The organism is Curtobacterium sp. MCPF17_050 (genome assembly GCF_003224435.2).
In the GTDB taxonomy this organism is placed as follows: domain Bacteria; phylum Actinomycetota; class Actinomycetes; order Actinomycetales; family Microbacteriaceae; genus Curtobacterium.
Genome location: NZ_CP126250.1, coordinates 1,289,177 through 1,309,075, shown reverse-complemented (window position 1 = coordinate 1,309,075; position 19,899 = coordinate 1,289,177). Strand labels below are relative to the sequence as shown.

Genomic DNA, 19,899 nt, shown 5'->3' with positions numbered 1-19,899 from the left:
GTTACTGCAGCACCACCAAGAGGTCGCCGGCGTCCACCTGCTGGGTCACCGGGATCGCGAGACGGCCGACGGTCCCCGCGACGGGGGCCGTGATGGCCGCTTCCATCTTCATCGCCTCGATGCTCGCCACGGCCTGTCCGGCCTCGACGACGTCACCGACGGCGACCTTGAGCGTCACGACCCCGGAGAACGGGGCGGCGACGTGCTTCGGGTCGGACCGGTCCGCCTGCTCGGCGGCCTTGGTCTCGACGACGACCGAGCGGTCCCGCACGGCCACCGGCCGCAGCTGCCCGTTCATGGTCGCCATGACGGTCCGGACGCCCTGGGCGTCGACCTCGCCGATCGCCTCGAGCCCGACGAGCAGGTTCACGCCCTTGCCGAGCGGCACCACGTGCTCCTCCCCCTGGCGCAGGCCGTAGAGGTAGTCGACGGTGGGCACGACGGAGAGGTCGCCGTACTCGTCCCGCACCTCCTGGAACCGGCGCGTCGGCTGCTCGAACAGCAGGCGGTTCAGGGCCTGCTGCCGTACGGTGCCCGGGGTGTCCAGTGCGGCGCGCTCGTGCTCCGGCACCGGGGTGACGGCGATCCGGACGTCGCGTCCGGCCAGGACCTTCGACCGGAACGGCTCGGGCCACCCCCCGGGCAGGTCACCGAGCTCCCCCGCCATGAAGCCGATCACGGAGTCCGGCACGTCGTACTTCTCCGGGTGCTGCTCGAAGTCCGCGGGGTCGGCGTCGACCGCGGCGAGCTGCAGCGCGAGGTCACCGACCACCTTCGAGGACGGCGTGACCTTCGTCGGACGGCCGAGGATCCGGTTCGCCTCGGCGTACCAGTCCTCGACCTGCTCGAACCGGTCGCCGAGCCCGAGGGCGATGGCCTGCTGGCGGAGGTTCGACAGCTGTCCGCCCGGGATCTCGTGCTTGTAGACCCGGCCGGTGGGGCCGGCGAGCCCGGACTCGAAGGGCGCGTACACCCGACGGACCGCCTCCCAGTACGGCTCGAGGTCGCCGACGGCGCCGAGGTCGATGCCCGTGTCCCGCTCGGTGTGCGCGAGCGCCGCCACCAGGGCCGACATGCTCGGCTGGCTCGTCGTGCCGGCCATCGGGGCCGCGGCCACGTCGACCGCGTCCGCTCCGGCCCGGGACGCCGCCATCAGGGTCGCGAGCTGCCCGCCCGCGGTGTCGTGCGTGTGCACGTGCACGGGCTGGTCGAAGCGCGCACGCAGGGCGGTGACGAGCCGCTCGGCCGCCCCGGCGCGGAGGAGGCCCGCCATGTCCTTGATCCCGATGACGTGCGCGCCGGCCTCGACCATCTGCTCGGCCAACCGGAGGTAGTAGTCGAGCGTGTACAGGTCCTCCGCCGGGTCCAGGAGGTCGCCGGTGTAGCAGAGCGCCGCCTCGGCGACCGCCGTGCCGGTGGCGAGCACGGCCTCCAGGGCGGGGCGGAGCTGGCTCACGTCGTTCAGCGCGTCGAACACGCGGAAGACGTCGACGCCGGTCGCGGCGGCCTCGGCGACGAACGCGTCGGTCACTTCCGTCGGGTACGGCGTGTACCCGACGGTGTTGCGACCACGCAGCAGCATCTGGATCGGGACGTTCGGCATCGCCGTGCGCAGCGCCGTCAGGCGCTCCCACGGGTCCTCCCCGAGGAACCGGAGCGCGACGTCGTAGGTCGCGCCGCCCCACGCCTCCATGCTGAGCAGCTGCGGGGTCAGCCTGGCGACGTGCGGGGCGACCGCGACGAGGTCCTTCGTGCGGACGCGGGTGGCGAGGAGCGACTGGTGCGCGTCGCGCATCGTCGTCTCGGTCACGGCGAGGGCGGTCTGCGCACGCAGCGCCTCGGCCCACGCGGCCGGGCCGACCCGGAGCAGCAGGTCGCGCTGCCCCGCCGGCACCGGCGCAGCGAGGTCCGTGGCCGGGAGCTTCAGCGCCGGGTCCACCACGTGGGCGGCCGGCGAACCGTTCGGCCGGTTGACCGTGACGTCCGCGAGCCAGTTGAGCACCTTCGTGCCGCGGTCCTTCGACACGTGGCCGTCGAACAGCTGCGGGCGTTCCCCGATGAAGGCGGTCGAGACGTCCCCGCGGGCGAAGTCCGGGTCCTCGAGGACGGCCTGCAGGAAGGGGATGTTCGTGCTGACGCCGCGGATGCGGAACTCGGCGAGGGCACGACGGGCGCGGGCGACCGCCGCCGGGAAGTCGCGACCGCGGCAGGTCATCTTCGCGAGCATCGAGTCGAAGTGCGGGCTGATCTGCGCGCCGGTCGCGACGGTGCCGCCGTCGAGCCGCACGCCGGCGCCACCCGGGCTGCGGTACGTCGTGATCCGGCCGGTGTCGGGTCGGAACCCCTGCGCCGGGTCCTCGGTCGTGATGCGGGTCTGCAGCGCGGCGCCGTGGACCGCGACGCCGTCCTGCGACAGGCCGAGGTCGGCGAGCGTCTCCCCCGCGGCGATCCGCATCTGCGACTGCACGAGGTCGACGTCGGTGACCTCTTCCGTCACGGTGTGCTCGACCTGGATGCGCGGGTTCATCTCGATGAAGACGTGCTGGCCGGCGCGCTCCCCCACGGTGTCGAGGAGGAACTCGACCGTCCCCGCGTTCACGTAGCCGATCGAGCGCGCGAAGGCCACGGCGTCGCGGTGCAGTGCCGCCGCGATCGACGGGTCGAGGTTCGGCGCCGGTGCGATCTCGACGACCTTCTGGTTCCGCCGCTGCACCGAGCAGTCCCGCTCGAACAGGTGGATGGTGCCAGCATCGTCGCCGGTCGCGTCGGCGAGGATCTGCACCTCGATGTGCCGTGGACGCAGGACCGCCTGCTCGAGGAACATCGTCGGGTCTCCGAAGGCGCTGTCGGCTTCGCGCATCGCCTCCTCGAGCGCCGGACGGAGCTCCGCGGGCGTCTCGACCCGCCGCATGCCGCGTCCGCCACCACCGGCGACCGCCTTCGCGAACACCGGGAACCCGATCGCCTCGGCGCCGGCGACGAGTTCGTCGACGTCGCGGCTGGCCGGCGTGCTCGCGAGGACCGGGACCCCCGCGGCGATCGCGTGCTCCTTCGCGGTGACCTTGTTGCCGGCCATCTCCAGCACGTGCTCACCCGGACCGATGAAGGTGATGCCCGCAGCGGCGGCCGCCGCGGCGAGCTCGGGGTTCTCGGACAGGAAGCCGTAGCCCGGGTAGATCGCGTCGGCACCGGACTCGCGGGCGACGCGGATGATCTCGGAGACGTCCAGGTAGGCACGGACCGGGTGACCCCGCTCCCCGATGAGGTACGCCTCGTCGGCCTTCAGCCGGTGCAGGGAGTTGCGGTCCTCGTACGGGTAGACCGCCACGGTGCGGGCACCGAGCTCGTACGCCGCGCGGAAGGCCCGGATGGCGATCTCGCCACGGTTCGCGACCAGGATCTTGTCGAACACGAGGTCCCTTTCAGCCCGGGTTGAGGTCTCACAACCCTACTGGCGGTAACGTTGCTCATCGTGCATGTACTCAGCGTGAGCTCGCTCAAGGGCGGTGTCGGCAAGACGACCGTGACACTCGGCCTGACCTCGGCAGCGTTCGCCAAGGGTCTGCGCACCCTCGTGGTGGACCTCGATCCCCAGTCGGACGTGTCGACGGGACTCGACATCGACCTGACGGGCCACCTCAACGTGGCCGACGTCCTCGAGAACCCCAAGGAGAAGATCGTCCGTCAGGCGATCGCCCCCTCCGGCTGGACGAAGGGGTCCCAGGGCAAGATCGACGTCATGGTCGGATCGCCCTCGGCCATCAACTTCGACGGCCCGCACCCGTCGATCCGCGACATCTGGAAGCTCGAGGAGGCCCTGGCGAACGTCGAGGCCGACTACGACCTCGTCCTCATCGACTGCGCGCCGTCGCTCAACGCCCTGACCCGTACCGCCTGGGCCGCGTCGGACCGCGTCTCCGTCGTCACCGAACCCGGCCTGTTCTCCGTCGCCGCCGCCGACCGTGCCCTCCGCGCGATCGAGGAGATCCGTCGCGGACTCTCGCCGCGCCTCCAGCCCCTCGGCATCATCGTCAACCGCGCCCGCGTGCAGTCGCTCGAGCACCAGTTCCGCATCAAGGAACTCCGTGACATGTTCGGGCCGCTCGTGCTCTCCCCGCAGCTGCCCGAGCGCACCTCGCTCCAGCAGGCGCAGGGTGCGGCGAAGCCCCTGCACGTGTGGCCGGGTGAGTCCGCGCAGGAGATGGCGCGGAACTTCGACCAGCTGCTCGAGCGGATCATGCGCACGGGCAAGATCGGTCCGTACGCCGACGGCGCGAGCGCCAGCGCCGAGTAGTCCGCGTCGGACATCGTGGAGGGCCGCCGGTGGGCGGCCCTTCGTCGTTCCGGGACGGGACGCCAGCTCGGTCAGGTCGCCGAGCGGTCACGACAGCCTGCTCAGGTCGCCGAGCGGCCTCGGATCGTCGGGTCGAGCGTGCCGAAGCGCTCGACCGCGACCGCTCGGCGAGCCCGCGGGACGCCGACGAGTCTGCGGGACGCGGTCTGCGCCCCCGCTGGCTGCGGTCGGTGGTGTCGAGGTTCCACGACGTGCCGCCTGCGTTCGTCGCGGTTCCGGGATCCCGGCATCCGGAGCGTCGGGATGCCACAATTGCGGAACCTGGGGCGGACTGCGCATCCCGCCGCGCGGCCCCGAGGCGGCGAAGGCGCGAGCGCCCCGCGCGTCAGGAGGCGCGCGTCGCCCGGCGGGCGGCGAGCTCGTCGCTCGGGTCCTCGGCCGGGGTGGCGTCGAGTTCGACCAGCGAGGACTCGACCTCGCGCAGGACCTTGCCGACCGCGATGCCGAAGACGCCCTGGCCGCGCGACACGAGGTCGATGACCTCGTCGTCGGAGGTGCACAGGTACACCGAGGCACCGTCCGACATCAGGGTGGTCTGCGCCAGGTCGCTCACACCGGCTTCGCGGAGCTGGTTCACGGCGGTGCGGATCTGCTGCAGGGAGATGCCGGTGTCGAGCAGGCGCTTGACGAGCTTGAGCACGAGGATGTCGCGGAAGCCGTACAGGCGCTGCGACCCGGAACCGGCAGCACCGCGGATCGTGGGCTGGACGAGTTCGGTGCGGGCCCAGTAGTCGAGCTGACGGTAGCTGATGCCGGCTGCCTTGGCGGCGACGGTGCCGCGGTACCCGTTCTGTTCGTCGTGCTCGGGCAGGCCGTCGGTGAACAGCAGCCCGAGGTCGTACCGCGTCATGTCAGACGGGGTACCGGGGACATCGTTCCCACTCATCAGCTTGCCTTCCACGACGATCGAGCTCCCACCCGAAGCTTCAACAGCGGGTTGAGAGTTGTTCCGAGGTCCACGGTAGCGAGTCGGGCGGCGTGGAGGCGGGACATCCGCTCCGGCGCGTCCGGCGTGTCGAGGATATGCCCGGGCACCGACGGCCGTCGAGGGTCGACCCGCTCCGGGGTGCTCACGAGTCGAGCCGACCGATGGCCGCTCGGATGAGTGACGAGCGGATGACCTCGAGGTGTCCGGCGATCTCCCGGGCGAGTTCGAGCGCCTTCGCGCGCGAGGTGGCGTCACCCCGCCGCGACACCGGCATGAGTGCGGACTCGATGAGCCCGACCTCCCGCTCGGCGGTCGCGCGGAAGGTGCGCAGGTGTCGCGGCTCGATCCCGGAGCGCTGGAGCTCGACGAGGGCCTTGAGGACGCCGACGGACTCTTCCCCGTAGGAGTCCGCCGCGGGGAGCAGGGACGACGAGACCGCGTCCCCCACGAGCATCGGGGACGCTCCGGCCACGCGCTGGAGTTCGTCGCGCGAGTACCGCCGTTCCCGCCCGAGCATGGACGGACGGGGCACGTCCCCACCGCCCGGCAGCGTCGGCTCGCGGCCGGCGTCGAGGTCGGCGAGGTACTCCTTGATGACCTTGAGCGGGAGGTAGTGGTCCCGCTGCAGGCCGAGCACGATCCGGAGTCGGTCGACGTCGGCCGGCGAGAACTTCCGGTACCCGCTCTGCGTCCGGACCGGGGTGACCAGCTCGCGTTCCTCGAGGAACCGCAGCTTCGAGCTGGACAGGTCCGGGAAGTCCGGCTTCAGCCGCGCCAGCACCTGTCCGATCGTGAGCAGGTCCGGTGCCGGCGACACCGCCCGCGCCGCAGCGGAGCGGGGTGCCACTACGCGTTCGCCAGGCGCGCCAGGTCGACCCGGGAGGCGTAGAACGTCAGGCGGAACTTGCCGACCTGGACTTCCGACCCGTCGACGAGGAGCGCTTCGTCGATGCGCACACCGTCGAAGTACGTCCCGTTGAGGGAACCGAGGTCCTGCACGCTGAAGGACGTCCCGCGGCGGATGAAGTCCGCGTGTTTGCGGGACACCGTCACGTCGTCGAGGAAGATGTCGGCGTCGGGGTGCCGCCCGGCCGTCGTGACGTCGGAGTCGAGGAGGAACCGTGCTCCGACGTTCGGACCGCGTCGGACGACGAGCAGCGCCGACCCCGACGGCAGCGCCGAGATCGCGTCGCGTTCTTCCGCGGAGACTCCGGCCTCGGGCGTGAGCGCCGCGGCGTTCTCCATGCTGAAGGTCAGCGTGGTGTCGACCAGCCGCTGCTCCGGGGTTCGTCGTCCCGGCTGCGGGACCACTGGATCTGGCATCGTGGACCTCCTCCTCTTGGTCGCCCAGCGTATCGGAAACCAGCCGGTCGGCGAGAGCCCCGTCCACAGGGGACACAGGAGGCTCCCCGCCGACCGGCGGGGAGCCTCCTGTCCGGTGGCTGTCGGACCGCGACCGGTCAGCGCGTCGCGCCCTCCGGGGCTGCCTTCCCGGCGCGGACGTCCTGCAGGATCTCCTTCACCTCGGCGTCCTTCAGGCGGGTCCACGGCGAGCCGTCCGGGTCGCTCGTGGACGCCTCGGGGCTCTCGCCGGTGTTCCACCACTTGGCCTGGTAGGGCGTGCCGTCGAACAGGACCCGGTCGCCCGTGTCGTACGCCGCGGTCCCGGACCACCCCGCGTAGGTGCCCTTGGGCAGCGTGAGCGGTGCGACCGGCTTCTCCCCCGCGAGCACCGGGCCGACGAGCTGCCACGGCGTCTCGTACGCGCTGAGCACGGCGTCGTCGGGCAGGTCGCCCGAGGTCCACCACTTCGCCTCGTAGACGTTGCGGTGCCAGACGATCTTCGTGCCCTCGAGGTAGGAGGCCTCGTCGTCCCAGACCGGGTACGGGCTCGTCGACGGGTCGTCGGTGGGCTGCACGGTCGAGGACGGCTCGGCCTTCGTGACGTCGCCCGAGGCCGCGACGATGCCGCCGCCGAAGCCCTTGCCGAGCACGTCGGCGAAGAGCACACCGTCCTGGTCCACGCCCGAGCAGGAGTTCGACACGGTGGAGAGGTTGACGTAGTTCGAGCCGCACGTGGTGTCGCGGTTCAGGGACCACATCGACATGCGTCCGAGGCCCTGCTGCTTCGCCCAGGCGTTGAGCTTCCGGGCGTCGGTGAGCGAGAAGACCTCGTCCTGCACGTCGTTCTGCCCGATCATCGGGGTGGCGCCGACCTTGTGCCACAGGGTCCGGTCGCCGAGCGGCGTCCCGGCCCGCGTGTAGAGGATGCCGAGTTGGCGCTTGACCTGCTGCAGCGTCTCGACCGATGCCGAGTACATGCTCTGGCTCGAGCCCTTGCTCGCGCCGTAGTCCATCGTCATCGCGTTGACGCCGGCCAGGTCGACCCCGGCACGCAGGAACTGCGCGACCGCCCGGGTGCCGTCCGTGGTGAGCCCGCCGGGTGCGGCCGGCAGCGTCAGCCACACCGCGAGGGGGTGCCCGGCGGCGCGGCGCTGCTCCTGCAGGTCGGCGACCGCTGCCGCACGGCGCTTGCCGGCGTCGGCCTTCGTCAGGTCGTCGCTCTCGATGTCGAAGTCGACGGTCGAGACGTCGTACCGCTTCACGACGCTCTGGTACGCCGAGACGAGCTTGCTCCGGTCGGTGCAGGTCGTCGCGAGCTCGTCGTTGGCGAGCCCGCCGAACGACACCGCGACCGCGCCCTTCTGCTGCTCGAGTCGGGCGATGCGCCGGTCGAGGTCGAGCTGGTCGCCCGCTTCCTGCAGCCCGTACGCCGCGCCCCACGTCGGCGTGCACGCCTCGTCGTGGTCGGCGACCACGAAGGACAGCATGACGTCGCGGCCCGCGGTCGACTTGACGTCCTCGAACGGGAACGTCGGGGTGACGGTGACGTCGGTGTAGGCGGCGAACCAGGGCTTCACCGTCTCGGCGGCCTGGGCGCTCTGCCAGCGGTCCAGCCCGGCGTAGCCTCCGGCGGCGACCGCGAGGGCCACCGCGGCGGCCACGGTCACGCGGATCGGGGACAGTCGTCGTGTGGTGCTCATGGTCAGGCCGCCGTCTTCTCGTCGTGGTGCACGGTGTCGTGCCGGGTCGCCAGGTGTTCCGGCATGGTGGTGCCGCGCTGGCCGAAGTACAGCACCGAGCGCCAGTCCTCGGTCGCGGGCACGGGCTCGGGCTCGGGGACCAGGCCGCGCCGGGCCGCCTTCGCGGAGAGACGGGCCTCCTTGCGGGCCGCACGGCGTGCGGCGCGGGCGGACGGGTCGTAGAACATCCACCCGGTCGCCCACAGGAAGACGTCGACCACGGAGTTCCAGACACCGATGTAGGCGACGATCGCGTACGTGGCGAGCAGGGCGTTGAACGCGGCGAACGTGGCGTTGCCCCAGTTCTCGGCGCCGAAGTCGCGGACGAAGGTGAACACCGAGAAGGCGACGATCGCGTACGGCGCGAGGACGTAGAGCGCGGGCGAGGCGGTGCGGTCCCGGACCTTCGGCGTGCGGGCGAACGGGATCTTCTTCGCGGTGAGCGCCTGCTGGATGCTCTTGAGCACCCCGGCGACGTTCACCGGCATGAGGATGAGGTTGAACCCGTAGATGCGGAGGATGTCGGTGCGCTTGTACCCGCAGTACTTGAGGTCGCTCGCGAAGAGCCAGAAGTACGGCAGCGCGGCGAGGAGCACCATCGGGCTGAGCAGCCGGGAGTCGTACGGGTAGGCCAGCAGGAAGATGAGCCCGAGCGAGCCCCACGCGATCGACGCCATGTAGTTCACGCGGAGCGCCATCTCGACGACGCTGACGCGCTCCCCGCGTGCCTTGCGCTCGCGGACCTGGCGGATGTACTTCGGCAGGATGAGCAGCCCGCCGTTGGCCCAGCGGCGGCGCTGCACGATGAGCGAGCCGAAGTCCGGCGGGGTGGCGCTGTAGGACAGTCGCTCTGGGTAGTTCACGAGCGTCCAGCTGTGCATGCCGAGGTCGACGCTCGACTCGGTGTCCTCGATGACCGTGCGGTCCTGCACGTAGCGCTTGACCTCGAAGCCGCCGACGGTCTCGGTCTCCTCGATGTCGCGGAGGGCCCGGGTGCGGATGACCGCGTTCGCGCCGACCCAGAAGGTGGCGCCGTACTTCGACATGCCCTGGTGCAGGATGTGCTGGATGTCGGTCGTGGCACCGGCCAGGCGCTCGATGCGGGTCGCCGCACCGCGGAACGACGAGTACGGGGTCTGGGTGACGGCGACGTTCGCGTTCTCGGGCTGCTCGAGGAAGTAGACCAGGCGCAGGCAGTAGTCGCGCAGGAGCACCGAGTCGGCGTCGAGCGTCAGGACGTAGTCGGAGGCGGGGACGACCAGGTCGGCCTCGGCGGGGTCCGCGACGGTGCGGAGGACCGTGCCCGATGCGGTCTCCTCGTACCGGTAGGCGCCGCCGAGCAGGCCGAGGTAGGAGTTCAGGTTCATCGCCTTGTTCGCCTCGTGCGAGAGGTTCGCGTAGCGCTTCCGCTCGAAGGTGGTGATCTCGGCGGTGAACGTCCAGGTGAGTCGGCGCTGCAGTTCGACCGCACGGGCCGAGGTCACGTCGGTGACTTCGCGGTCGCCGGCGTCGGTGATGGCGGCGTCGAGTGCTTCGGCGGTCAGGCGGAACTCGTCGGCCAGGCCCACGAGGACCTGGTCGTGGAAGAAGTGGTCCACGTGGTCGGCGATGCCGTGCTCGCGTGCATGCCGGCGGAGCCAGGCGTCGGCCCAGCGGTGGTGCGCGACCAGGGTGCGGAGGGCCGCCACGGAGGCCATCGGCGCCTGCTCGGCCTCGATCTCGGCGAAGAACAGGGCTTCGCGGAAGCGGTGGGACGGGGCCGCGAGCTGCGCCTGGATGGACGCCGCCACGCCGCGGGTGCGCTCGAGCTTCGCGGCGGTCTCCGGGTCGGTGGGGAACGGGTCGTCGTCGACGAGCAGGACGACGCGGAGGGACGGGTACTCCTGCAGGGCGGCGGACCAGAGGGTGGTCGCGACGACGTCCGGTTCCTCGGCGTAGCTCGGCACGAGGACGGTCAGCGGCGACCCGTGTCCCTCGGCGAAGTGCCGGTCGAGTTCCGCACGCGGGACCCGGACGTGGGTCGCGAAGCGCTCGAGGGCTCCCTGGCGGGCGACCAGGTGCATGAGGGCGGAGAAGGTGAGGAAGGTGACGACGACCAGGTACGAGACGGCCTCGGTGGTGAACCGGAAGCTCTCGGTGCCGTAGTCCAGGAACTGTCGGATCACCGTGTAGACGAGGTAGGCGAGCCAGAAGGCGATCGTCAGGATGATGGCGACACGGCCGGAGACGAGCTTCCGGTCGGAGGGGCGAGCGTGGATGGTGTCGAGCGGCCGGGTCCGCCGCTCGGCCCCCCACTGTCGACGGCGCATCGGGGCGTCGTCCAGCTGTTCGGGCATGCTGTCCTTCGTTCGTACCGGACCAGTGGCCGTCGGGTGTGGCCGCTGTCGGGAGTCCGGTGTTCGTGGACGACGGTACGGCGACGATGCGCTCGGAGCGGACCCCCGGACGGGGGGTTCTGACCCCCTTCTGCGGGATACCGCAAGCGTGCGCGCGGACCCGCATCCGGGGGTGGTCCCGGCGAGTCCGACCGTCGCCTGCGCCCCGCCTGGAGGCCCGGTGCACGTCCGTCGGGAGCGCCCCGGTGCGTGCGCGGTCGCCCCTGTCCAGTGAGCTGTGCGGGGTGCGCTGGCTCAGCGCCCGCGGGCGAGCAGCCAGAGCAGGTACGGCGCTCCGACGACCCCGGTGACGACCCCGACCGGCAGCGTGACCCCGGGCAGGGCGAACTGCGCGACCAGGTCGGAGCCGAGGGTCACGACCGCACCGACGGCTGCGGCCGGACCGAGGGCGGGGCGTCCGCCACCGACGAGCCTCCTGGCGATCGGCGCTGCCATGAGCGCGACGAACGACACCGGACCGGCGGTGGCGACCGCCGCCGCGGTGAGGAGGACGGCGGTGAGGAGCAGCAGCACCTTGCCCCGGTCGGGTCGGAGGCCGAGCGAGGCCGCGACGTCGTCGCCGAGGGAGAGGACACCGAGACGGGGCGACTGCAGGAGCGCGAGCACCATCAGGACGACGAAGCCGACGAGCAGCGCGCTGACGACGGTGCGGTCGACCGCGTTGAGGCTGCCGGAGAGCCACAGGAGTGCCGTCCCTGCCTGCTGCACGCTCCCGCTCGTCAGGAGCCACCCGGTGATGCTCAGGGCGACCGCGCCGACACCGACCCCGACGAGGACCACCCGGTTCCCGGTGATCCCTCGGCGCCAGGCGAGCACGGCGATGAGCACCGCGACCGCGACCGCGCCGACGAGCACGACGCCGAACAGGGCGACACCGGAGGCGCCGAACAGCACGATCGCGACGAGACCCGAGGCGCTCGCCCCGGACGTGATGCCGATGATGTCCGGACTCGCGATGGGGTTGCGGACGACGCTCTGCACGATCGCGCCGGCGGTGCCGAGGCTCGCCCCGACGAGCAGCGCGGCGAGGACCCGCGGCCCGCGTAGCTGTCCGAGCACGAAGTCCGAGACCGCGTCACCCCGTCCGAGCAGACCGTCGAGGACCTGCACGGGCGACAGCGGGATCTCGCCGACCCCGAGGCCGACGAGCACGAGGCCGAGCAGCACGACGAGCGCGCCGACGAGCACGAGGAGCTCCCGCCGCGCGGTCCCGCCCCGACGGCGGACGGCGTCACCGGTGGCCGGTGCGCTCTCGGTCGGCGTGGTGCTCACAGGCCCCGCACCACCCGCGACCGGACCAGCGCGATGAACACCGGCGCACCGATGAGCGCCGTGACGATGCCGACCTGCAGCTCCCCCGGGTAGGCGACGACCCTGCCGATGACGTCGGCGACGAGCAGGAGGGCCGGCGCGACGACCGCGGACAGGAGGATCGTCCAGCGGTGGTCGGGTCCGGACAGGCGCCGGACGGCGTGCGGGACGGCGAGGCCGACGAAGGCGATCGGTCCGGCTGCGGCGACCGCGGACCCGGCGAGCAGCACCGTGACGATGGCCCCGACCGCGCGCACGAGCACCACGCGTTGGCCCAGGGAGGCCGCGAGTTCGTCGCCGAGCGCGAGGGTGTTCAGCGAACGGCCGAGCCCGACCGCGACGACGAGCCCGAGGACCACCGGCGCGACGACCACACCCGCTGTGCCGAGGTCCCCGCCCGCGAGCGCGCCGACCTGCCAGAAGCGCAGCTGGTCGAGCAGGGACGCGTTCGTCACGAGCACCGCGGTGGTGATCGAGGAGAGGGCGGCGGCGGTGACGGCGCCGGACAGCGCGAGGCCGACCGGGGTGAGGCCACCGCGGGCGACCGCGGCGATGCCGTAGACGAGCAGCGCGGCGAGGGCGGCTCCGGCGAACGCGAACGGCAGGTACGTGGCGGTCCCGCTGACACCGAACACGGCGATGCCCACGACGACGGCCAGGGCGGCCCCCGCGTTGATGCCGAGGATGCTCGGGTCGGCGAGCGGGTTGCGGGTGACTCCCTGCATGACGGCGCCGGCGACCCCGAGTGCGGCGCCGGCGAGGAGCCCGACGACGGTCCGCGGCAGCCGGTTGCCGAGCACGATCAGGCCGGTCTCGTCGTCGCGGCCCGGGTGCGCGAGGGTGTCGAGGACGACGCCGAGCGGGATCGGTCGGCTCCCGACGGCGATGCTCAGGGCGCAGGCGACGGCCAGCGCGACGACCGCGAGGACGACGGCCAGCACGAGCCGGGACGCGGGCGCGGGTGCGGGAGGCACGACGGATCGGGGACGCATGGGAGGTGCGGCGAGCCTAACCGATCGCCGGCGTGCCGCGGAGACCGGCGTCCGGCGACTCCCGAGCGGGTGCTCGGCCGGGCCTCGGGTGGTTCATAGGACGGTCATGGGGAGCGGGCCTGTACTGGTCCCCATCGACGGCCGACCGGGCCGTGCGGACGACCGGAGAGCACCATGAACGAGACCCCGACCCCAGCCGCGGACGACGCCGGACAGCAGCAGGCACCGGCGTGGGAGCCGCCGCACGCGGACCCGTCGACGCTCCGCGCAGCGCACGCCTTCGACGGCTCGGGTCCGTACCTCTTTGCCCCCGACGGGTCCGGTCCGTACGCCTACTCCCCCGACGGTCGCGGTCCGTATCGCGTCGGGAGCGCAGCGCTCGGGGCCACCTCCGCGCCGCAGGGCTGGACGGGCGCCCCCGGCGCCGCTCCGGGGACCACGGGTCGTCGTCGCCGTGTCGGGCTTGCGATCGGGTCGGGCATCGCCGCACTCGCGATCGTGGGCGCCGCCGGCGGGACGGCACTCGGCCTGTCGTCGCACGGCACGACGGCCACCTCGAGCCGGTCACAGGGCACGACGACCGTCCCCGGTCCCGGATCAGCGGGCAGCGGCATCGACGGCTTCACCGTCCCCGGCCAGGACCAGGGCGGGACGGACGGCCTGTCGGACGGCGACACGGGTACCGACGGCGGCACGGGCACCGGCGGCACGGGAGCCGGCGGCAGTGGGACCTCGCAGGCGGCAGCCACACCCGCGACCGCCGCGCAGACCGCGGGCGTCGTGACGATCGACACCGTGATCGGCTACGACGACGCGCAGCAGGCCGCCGGGACCGGCATGGTCCTCACCGCGGACGGGACGGTCCTGACGAACAACCACGTGGTCCAGGGCGCGACCTCGATCACGGTGACCGACGAGACGACCGGCGAGCAGTACTCCGCCGACGTCGTGGGCACCGACGCGACGAACGACGTCGCGGTGCTGCAGCTGCGGGACGCGTCCGGCCTGTCCACCGTCGCGCTCGACGACGACGGCGTCCAGACCGGCGACACCGTGACCGACGTCGGCAACGCCGAGGGCACGGGTGACCTGGTCGCCGCCGAGGGCACCGTGACCGCGAGCGACCAGGACATCCAGGTGCAGAGCGAGTCCGGTACCGGGACCGAGTCCCTGACCGGGCTCATCGAGGTCGCAGCGCAGATCGTTTCCGGTGACTCCGGCGGTCCCGTCCTGGACAGCGAGGGCGAGGTCGTCGGCATGGCGACCGCCGCGTCCTCGGGTTCGGCGGACGTCACCGGCTACGCGATCCCGATCAGCACCGCGAAGTCGATCGCCGCGCACATCCTGGCGGGCGAGGCCTCGGACACCATCACGATCGGGCTGCCGGCGTTCCTGGGCGTGCAGGTCAGCAGCGCGGCGACCGGGACCACCTCCGGTGTGCCCGTCGCCGGGACGGTCGAGGGATCGGGGGCAGCGGCCGCCGGGCTCGCCGCCGGCGACACGATCACGAGCATCGACGGCACCGCGGTCACGAGCGCGTCCGAGCTGACGGAGGCGGTCGCTCGGCACGCGGTCGGCGACCGGGTCACGGTCGGCTACACGACGGCCGACGGCACCGCGGCCACGGCGACCGTCACCCTGACCGCCGGCCCGGCCGCCTGATCGGGCGCACACCGGCACGCTACCAACGGCCCCGCAACGACGGCCCGCACCGACGGCCCCGCACCTATGGCACGACGCTCGCGCTCCGTCCGCGCGGGGTCGTGCCGTCGTCCGCCGTCCGGTGTGAACCGGGCGGAGGTCAGCCGAGCACGGCGCGGACGAGCGACCGGTAGACGTTGGCGGACGCCTCGGCCCTGAACGCCGTCGCCCCGCCCTCGGCGCGGCCGACCCGCGCGAAGCCGACCCCCGCCGCGGACACGACCACGACGGGACGGGTCCGACCGGGCGCCAGCAGCGAGGACACGGTCCACGGCGCCGCCCAGAACGCCGCGAGCGTCGGGTCGGCTTCGGCGAGGGCGTCCGGCAGGGCCGGGGCGGACGGGCCGCCCGCCAGACGACGGTCGAGCAGGTCGCTCGACAGGACCGGCGTGCGGAACGGCCAGGTCCACGTCGGGCGCACTCCGAGCCTCCCGGCCATCAGCCCGACCACCCGGTCCGGCCGGACGGATGCGATGACCGACCGACCGTCGGCCCCCGTGTCGACGACGGTGCCGGCCCAGGCCCGGAGACGCGTGACGCGCCCGTCGTCGTCGTGCTGGTCCAGCGTGGTGGGCGGCACCCCGTCCGCCCAGGGCGCGAGCACCTCGGCGGTGTCCGGCGGCACCGTCCCGAAGCGACCGACGAGGTCGGCGGCGACCAGCTCCCGGCCGCCGTCCGAGCGGAGCAGCGCCGGGTTCCAGCGCTTGCCGGCGAGGTCCTGCAGCGTGGCGACGGCCTCGGCGCCGAGGGACGGCCCGGTCAGCGTCGAGCCGGCGAGCAGGACCGGGAGCGCCTCGAGCGTCCGGGACTCGGTGGCGGTGACGCGGTCGAGCGTCCGGACGGAGTCGAGGACGGCGAACACCGGGTCGTCGGTGGCGGTCATCCGGGCCAGCGGACGCTCCACGGTGACGTCCACGCGGTGCCGACCCGTGACGAGCAGCAGGTGCGCACCGACGACGTCGCCCTCTTCGTCGGGGCGGACGTACTCGACGAGCCGTGCGGGGGCACCGGCCGTCGTCCACACGTCGCAGCCGAGCAGGAGCAGGCCGTCGACCGACCCCGGCAGCCGTTCCAGCAGCGAGGCGTTCTCGTCCCCGATCGCCCGGTCGCCGGGACGCGACCGGACCGTGAGCACGACGTCGTCACCGCGGACGCGGAGGTCGGCACCGGGGGCGTCCTCGACACGCCAGCCGGTCGGGCGGGTGAACCGGACACGGGCGGTGCGGTCCTCGGTGGTCCCGGCTGCGGCGGCGGGTGGGTCGGGGACGGCCATGGAGCGAGGCTACGTGCGCGGTCCCGGAGTGCCGTCGGCGGCTCGCCGGGACGGGGTGGATCCTCCGGTCAGCCGGCCGGCTCGTCCGTGCCGGGACGCCGTCGGGGTGCCCGGGGCGGCGGGGGCGGCGGCACCGGCTTCGCGGCCACGACGTCGGACCGGAGCACGGTGACGGGTCCGCGACGGGTGGCGATCGTCACCGTCTCGGCGGTCCGGTCGGTCAGCTCGCCGAGCGCGTCCCGCGCGCCGGCTCCGTCGTGCGCCCGTACGACGAGCCGGTCACCGAGTGCCGCGCCGTCGAGCACGACGAGGGCCCGGGTGCGGGCGATCGCCGCCTGGGACGGGACCGTGGTCGGCGGGTCGGGGTCGGTCATGGCTCCGAGGCTACGGGCTCGCACCGGACGTGCGGGCCCGGTCGACCGGACGTCGAGGGGACGTCGAGGGGACGCAGGACCGGCGCGGCTAGGGTGGCCGGATGGACAAGGCCCGGGTGGACAGCTGGATCTGGGCGGTCCGGATCACCAAGACCCGGTCCGCGGCGACGACCGCGTGCAAGGCCGGCCACGTCCGCGTCAACGGCGAGCGGGCGAAGCCGTCCCAGCCGGTCGGTCCCGGGGACGAGGTCCGCGTGCGCCAGGCCGGCTTCGACCGGATCGTCGTCGTGAAGAGCATCATCCTCAAGCGCGTCGGTGCGACCGAGGCCGCGAAGCACCTCGAGGACCGCACACCGCCGCGCCTGCCCCGCGAGGAAGCCGGCTTCGTCCCGATCCGGGAGCGCGGGGCCGGACGGCCGAGCAAGCGGGAGCGCCGGGACCTCGAGAAGCTCCGCGGGTACTGACCCCGACGGTGCGCAACGGCCGGCGGCGCGTGACGGGCGGTGCTGCTGGTCGGGCGGCGCTGCTGGTCCGGCGGCGCTGCTGGTCGGATCAGACGAACCGGACGGTCTGCTGCAGGCGGTCGCGGACCGCGAAGACGTCGACGGACCCCTCGGGCGACCAGACGCCGGAGAGCACCTGCCCGAGCGCACTCCGACGGACGATGAACGCGGTCGGCTTACGGGGGGTCCCGACGAGTCGGACGTCCTCGTCGACCGCGGAGTCCGGCACCACCAGGACACGGCCGGTGAACCGGACCCGCGTCTGCTTCTGCACGGCACGGGCCGCGCGGACGAGCTCCTTCACCGGCTGCTCCCCCGGGCCGAGCGTCTCGCCGACGACCTCGCCGTGCTCCACCGCGACCGGGCCGCCCCAGTCGATCGACTCGAGTGCCCAGAGTCCGGTGGGCGTCAGCACCGCGTGGTCGAGCTTGCCCTCGGCACCGGCGTCGAGGTCGTGCCACACCGTGACGCCGATGCCCATCTCCGCGATGATCGCAGCCGTCGCCTCCTCGGCCAGCGCCTCGCCCAGGAGACGCCGGACGTGCCGGGGTGCCGACCGGACGAGTGCCGGGTCGTACGGGTCCTCGATCGGGTCGCCGAGGCCCACCCACTCGCGTTCGGCGGCGAGGAAGACCTCGCGGGAGCGCCCGCCGGGGTGCCCGTACGACCGAGCCCGCGGGCGGGAGTCACGTCGGGCGGACGGGGGTGCGTAGGCGTCACGCCCGGTGTCCGACCGCCACGCGGCCGATCCGGACGGCGCTGACGAGGACCCCGCGCGCAGGGTCCCGGCGTCGTAGGCTCGACGGGCCGAGGGCGTCCCGATGCGCTCCCAGGCGACCTGCACCCGGCGGAAGCGCTGGGCGTCCCCGCCGAGGTCGGGGTGGCTCTCACGCGCGGCCCGACGGTAGGCGCGTCGGAGGGTGTCGTCGTCGGCGGTCGCGGGGACGCCGAGGACCTCGTACGGGGTGGCGTCCGCCGGGCTGTCGGTCATGGCCCTGGAACGCTACCGGACGCAGGATCGAGGTCCGCCGCGAGGGCGCTGGGCACGCGCTGGGCGGTCGGCGACCTCGTCCCCGGCGCGCCCCCTCAGCGGAGCGCGGCGGTGATCCGGTCCCCGTGCTCCTCGAGCCACGCGACGTCGGCCCGGTACAGGTCGGCGTGCCCGTGCGCGAGGTCGCTCACGAACTTCGGGTTGCCCGCGGCCGCCTCGGTCTCGAGGGTCGTCACCAGGGCCACCAGGCCGGCGGTGATCGTCTCGACGAGCACGGCACGCGAGCGGTCGTCGAGACCGTAGGCGCGGCAGAACTCGGCGGCACGGGTGAGCCGGTCCTCGAGCGCCGGGACGGGACGGCCCTCGTCGGCTCCGGTCGTGAAGGGCGCGAACCGGTAGACCGCACTGGCGACGTCCCAGACGCGGGGCCCGGGGTGCGCGGTGTCGAAGTCGATCACGCCGACCGCCGCGATGCCGTCGTAAACGACGTTGTACGGGGCGAAGTCGCCGTGCACGACGGTCTCGACCGGCACCCGCGCGGCCTGGGACCACACGTCGACGGAGTCGTCCAGGGGGAAGCTCGCCGCGGCGTCGTGCAGCTGTCGGAGCAGCCGGGCACTCGTGACGAGGGCGGCCTCGCTCGCGACGTCCTCGGTCCAGGGGTACTCGCCGGCCACTCCCGGGACGAACGTCACCGTCTCGAGCGCGTCCCCGAGCGAGATCGGAGCCGGGGCCGCCACGAAGCCCTGCTCGTGCAGGTGCGTGAGCAGCCGGTGGACCGTCGGTGTCCACGGCCCGGCGGGGCGGTGCACCCGGTCGTCGCTCTTGGTGATCCGTTCCATCGGGAACCTCCTGAACGTCGTCGTCGACGTGTCCGCAACTGTAGTGCTCCCGTCCCGTCGACGCCCGGCTCCGCGCCTCACCATCCGGAGGGCGCGCTGCACGGACTCGGAGGGCGCGCTGCACGGACCTACGCGACGCCGGGGCGACCACAGCGGCGGCAGCCGGTCGTCAGTCGGGCAGGAGCTCCCGCAGCCACGACGGCCCGCGGACGTCCGCCCCGACCGCGGTCACGCGGTCACGGAGGCCGCGGTCCGCGGTCACGACGACGACCGGGCCGTCCCCGGCCGCGACGGCGGTCTGCACGGCGGCGACGATCGCGTCGTCCCCGGCGGCCGGTGCCTGCTCGACGGTCACCACGGGGAGACCGGGACGGGTGTCGGCGACGACGTCGACCGGGGTCGCACCCCGGGCCTCCCCCTCGAGCACCACGGTCCACCGCGGCCACCAGGTGGCGGACGGCAGGTCCAGCGCGGCGGCGTCGACGCCGGACGCGGCGAGCGCGCTCACCCGGGCGACGAGTCGGGAGGCCGCTCCCGCGCGGTCCTTCCACCAGCCGTCCGGGACGCTCCCGACGACGTTCGCCGCGTCGACGACGACGTGCGGTGTCCGGTCGAGCGTGGCCCGGAGCGCGGGCCACGAGGCGCCGAACCCGGGGTGGAGCGGCAGGTCCGGCACGTCGGCGACGGGGACCCAGGCCAGGGCCAGGCTCTCACGGTCGGCGACGACGGGGTCGAACGGGCGGGAGGCGCGTCCCACGACGGTCGTGTAGGTCCAGAACCCGAGGTCGAGGACGGCGGTGTGCCGGAGGTCGATGCCGTCCTCGGGGACGCCGGCCTCCTCGGCGGACTCGCGGAGGGCGGCGGTCACCGGGTCCTCGTGCTGGTGGCGCGCCCCGCCGGGGATCCCCCAGGTGCCGCCGTGGTGGCTCCACTCGACGCGGTGCTGCAGGAGGACCCGTCCGCGTCCGTCGTCGACGAGCAGGCCCGCGGCGCCGAAGCGGCCCCACGCCTTGGTGCCGTCCGGGCCGACCGCCCAGGCATCGCCGGGGTCGCGCGGTCCTGCCGGGGGGCCGGGTGGCGGTCCCGCCGGGGTCGCGGTCCGTCGTTCGTCGTCCACGGGTCCACCCTTCCACACCGGTCCCGGACGTGTC

The 19,899-nt window shown here is 73.3% G+C and carries 16 protein-coding genes; 3 read left to right on the top strand and 13 right to left on the bottom strand.

Features of this window, described 5'->3' with window-relative positions:
• Nucleotide 1: 1 nt before the first annotated feature.
• Nucleotides 2-3,412 carry a pyruvate carboxylase gene (locus DEJ34_RS06260; RefSeq protein WP_110910943.1) on the bottom strand — a complete coding sequence of 1,137 codons (3,411 nt, stop codon included), beginning with the start codon at nt 3,410-3,412 and terminating at the stop codon, nt 2-4.
• 60 nt (nt 3,413-3,472) lie between these two features.
• Here DEJ34_RS06260 and DEJ34_RS06255 point away from each other — a divergent pair, with 60 nt between their 5' ends.
• Nucleotides 3,473-4,294 carry a ParA family protein gene (locus DEJ34_RS06255; protein WP_110825506.1) on the top strand — a complete coding sequence of 274 codons (822 nt, stop codon included), beginning with the start codon at nt 3,473-3,475 and terminating at the stop codon, nt 4,292-4,294.
• Between the two features lie 385 nt (nt 4,295-4,679).
• Here the strand turns inward: DEJ34_RS06255 and DEJ34_RS06250 are convergent, their stop codons facing one another.
• The 7 genes from DEJ34_RS06250 to DEJ34_RS06220 form a co-directional block, all read right to left on the bottom strand.
• Nucleotides 4,680-5,240 carry a MerR family transcriptional regulator gene (locus DEJ34_RS06250; protein WP_110825505.1) on the bottom strand — a complete coding sequence of 187 codons (561 nt, stop codon included), beginning with the start codon at nt 5,238-5,240 and terminating at the stop codon, nt 4,680-4,682.
• 184 nt (nt 5,241-5,424) lie between these two features.
• Nucleotides 5,425-6,129, bottom strand: a complete 705-nt coding sequence (ftsR, locus tag DEJ34_RS06245) for a transcriptional regulator FtsR (RefSeq protein WP_110825256.1) — start codon at nt 6,127-6,129, stop codon at nt 5,425-5,427.
• Nucleotides 6,129-6,605 (bottom strand): FHA domain-containing protein, encoded by a 477-nt coding sequence (locus DEJ34_RS06240; protein WP_110825255.1) that lies wholly within the window; start codon nt 6,603-6,605, stop codon nt 6,129-6,131. Before DEJ34_RS06240 ends, ftsR begins: the two co-directional genes overlap by 1 nt.
• Before the next feature lie 137 nt (nt 6,606-6,742).
• Entirely contained in the window at nt 6,743-8,326 is a 1,584-nt protein-coding gene (locus DEJ34_RS06235; RefSeq protein WP_220032802.1) for a chitinase, read from the bottom strand.
• 2 nt (nt 8,327-8,328) lie between these two features.
• Nucleotides 8,329-10,701, bottom strand: a complete 2,373-nt coding sequence (locus DEJ34_RS06230) for a glycosyltransferase family 2 protein (protein WP_110899936.1) — start codon at nt 10,699-10,701, stop codon at nt 8,329-8,331.
• 294 nt (nt 10,702-10,995) lie between these two features.
• Nucleotides 10,996-12,033, bottom strand: coding sequence for a FecCD family ABC transporter permease (locus tag DEJ34_RS06225; protein WP_110899935.1), 1,038 nt, complete (start codon nt 12,031-12,033; stop codon nt 10,996-10,998).
• The gene (locus tag DEJ34_RS06220) at nt 12,030-13,064 is read right to left on the bottom strand and encodes a FecCD family ABC transporter permease (RefSeq protein WP_110825252.1); all 1,035 of its coding nucleotides are present in this window, start codon (nt 13,062-13,064) and stop codon (nt 12,030-12,032) included. Before DEJ34_RS06220 ends, DEJ34_RS06225 begins: the two co-directional genes overlap by 4 nt.
• Nucleotides 13,065-13,238: 174 nt before the next feature.
• On the opposite strand from DEJ34_RS06220, the gene DEJ34_RS06215 reads away from it, so the two are divergent.
• Nucleotides 13,239-14,726: a trypsin-like peptidase domain-containing protein gene (locus DEJ34_RS06215; protein WP_110899934.1), complete on the top strand. Its 1,488-nt coding sequence runs from the start codon at nt 13,239-13,241 to the stop codon at nt 14,724-14,726.
• A 139-nt stretch (nt 14,727-14,865) separates the two neighbouring features.
• Here the strand turns inward: DEJ34_RS06215 and DEJ34_RS06210 are convergent, their stop codons facing one another.
• Nucleotides 14,866-16,038, bottom strand: a complete 1,173-nt coding sequence (locus tag DEJ34_RS06210; RefSeq protein ID WP_110899933.1) for a hypothetical protein — start codon at nt 16,036-16,038, stop codon at nt 14,866-14,868.
• A gap of 68 nt (nt 16,039-16,106) precedes the next feature.
• Nucleotides 16,107-16,412: a hypothetical protein gene (locus DEJ34_RS06205; protein WP_258368250.1), complete on the bottom strand. Its 306-nt coding sequence runs from the start codon at nt 16,410-16,412 to the stop codon at nt 16,107-16,109.
• A gap of 101 nt (nt 16,413-16,513) precedes the next feature.
• Here DEJ34_RS06205 and DEJ34_RS06200 point away from each other — a divergent pair, with 101 nt between their 5' ends.
• On the top strand, nt 16,514-16,876 hold the full coding sequence (locus DEJ34_RS06200; protein WP_110825249.1) for an RNA-binding S4 domain-containing protein: 363 nt from the start codon (nt 16,514-16,516) through the stop codon (nt 16,874-16,876).
• 88 nt (nt 16,877-16,964) lie between these two features.
• On the opposite strand, the gene DEJ34_RS06195 is transcribed toward DEJ34_RS06200, so the two are convergent.
• The 3 genes from DEJ34_RS06195 to DEJ34_RS06185 all read right to left on the bottom strand — a co-directional run bounded on the left by DEJ34_RS06195 (nt 16,965) and on the right by DEJ34_RS06185 (nt 19,865).
• Complete coding sequence (locus tag DEJ34_RS06195) at nt 16,965-17,906, bottom strand: DnaJ domain-containing protein (RefSeq protein WP_110825248.1); 942 nt, start codon at nt 17,904-17,906, stop codon at nt 16,965-16,967.
• Nucleotides 17,907-18,001: 95 nt separating this feature from the next.
• Complete coding sequence (locus tag DEJ34_RS06190; protein WP_181420536.1) at nt 18,002-18,748, bottom strand: phosphotransferase enzyme family protein; 747 nt, start codon at nt 18,746-18,748, stop codon at nt 18,002-18,004.
• A 169-nt stretch (nt 18,749-18,917) separates the two neighbouring features.
• Nucleotides 18,918-19,865 (bottom strand): NUDIX domain-containing protein, encoded by a 948-nt coding sequence (locus tag DEJ34_RS06185; RefSeq protein ID WP_110899931.1) that lies wholly within the window; start codon nt 19,863-19,865, stop codon nt 18,918-18,920.
• Between the last annotated feature and the right edge of the window lie 34 nt (nt 19,866-19,899).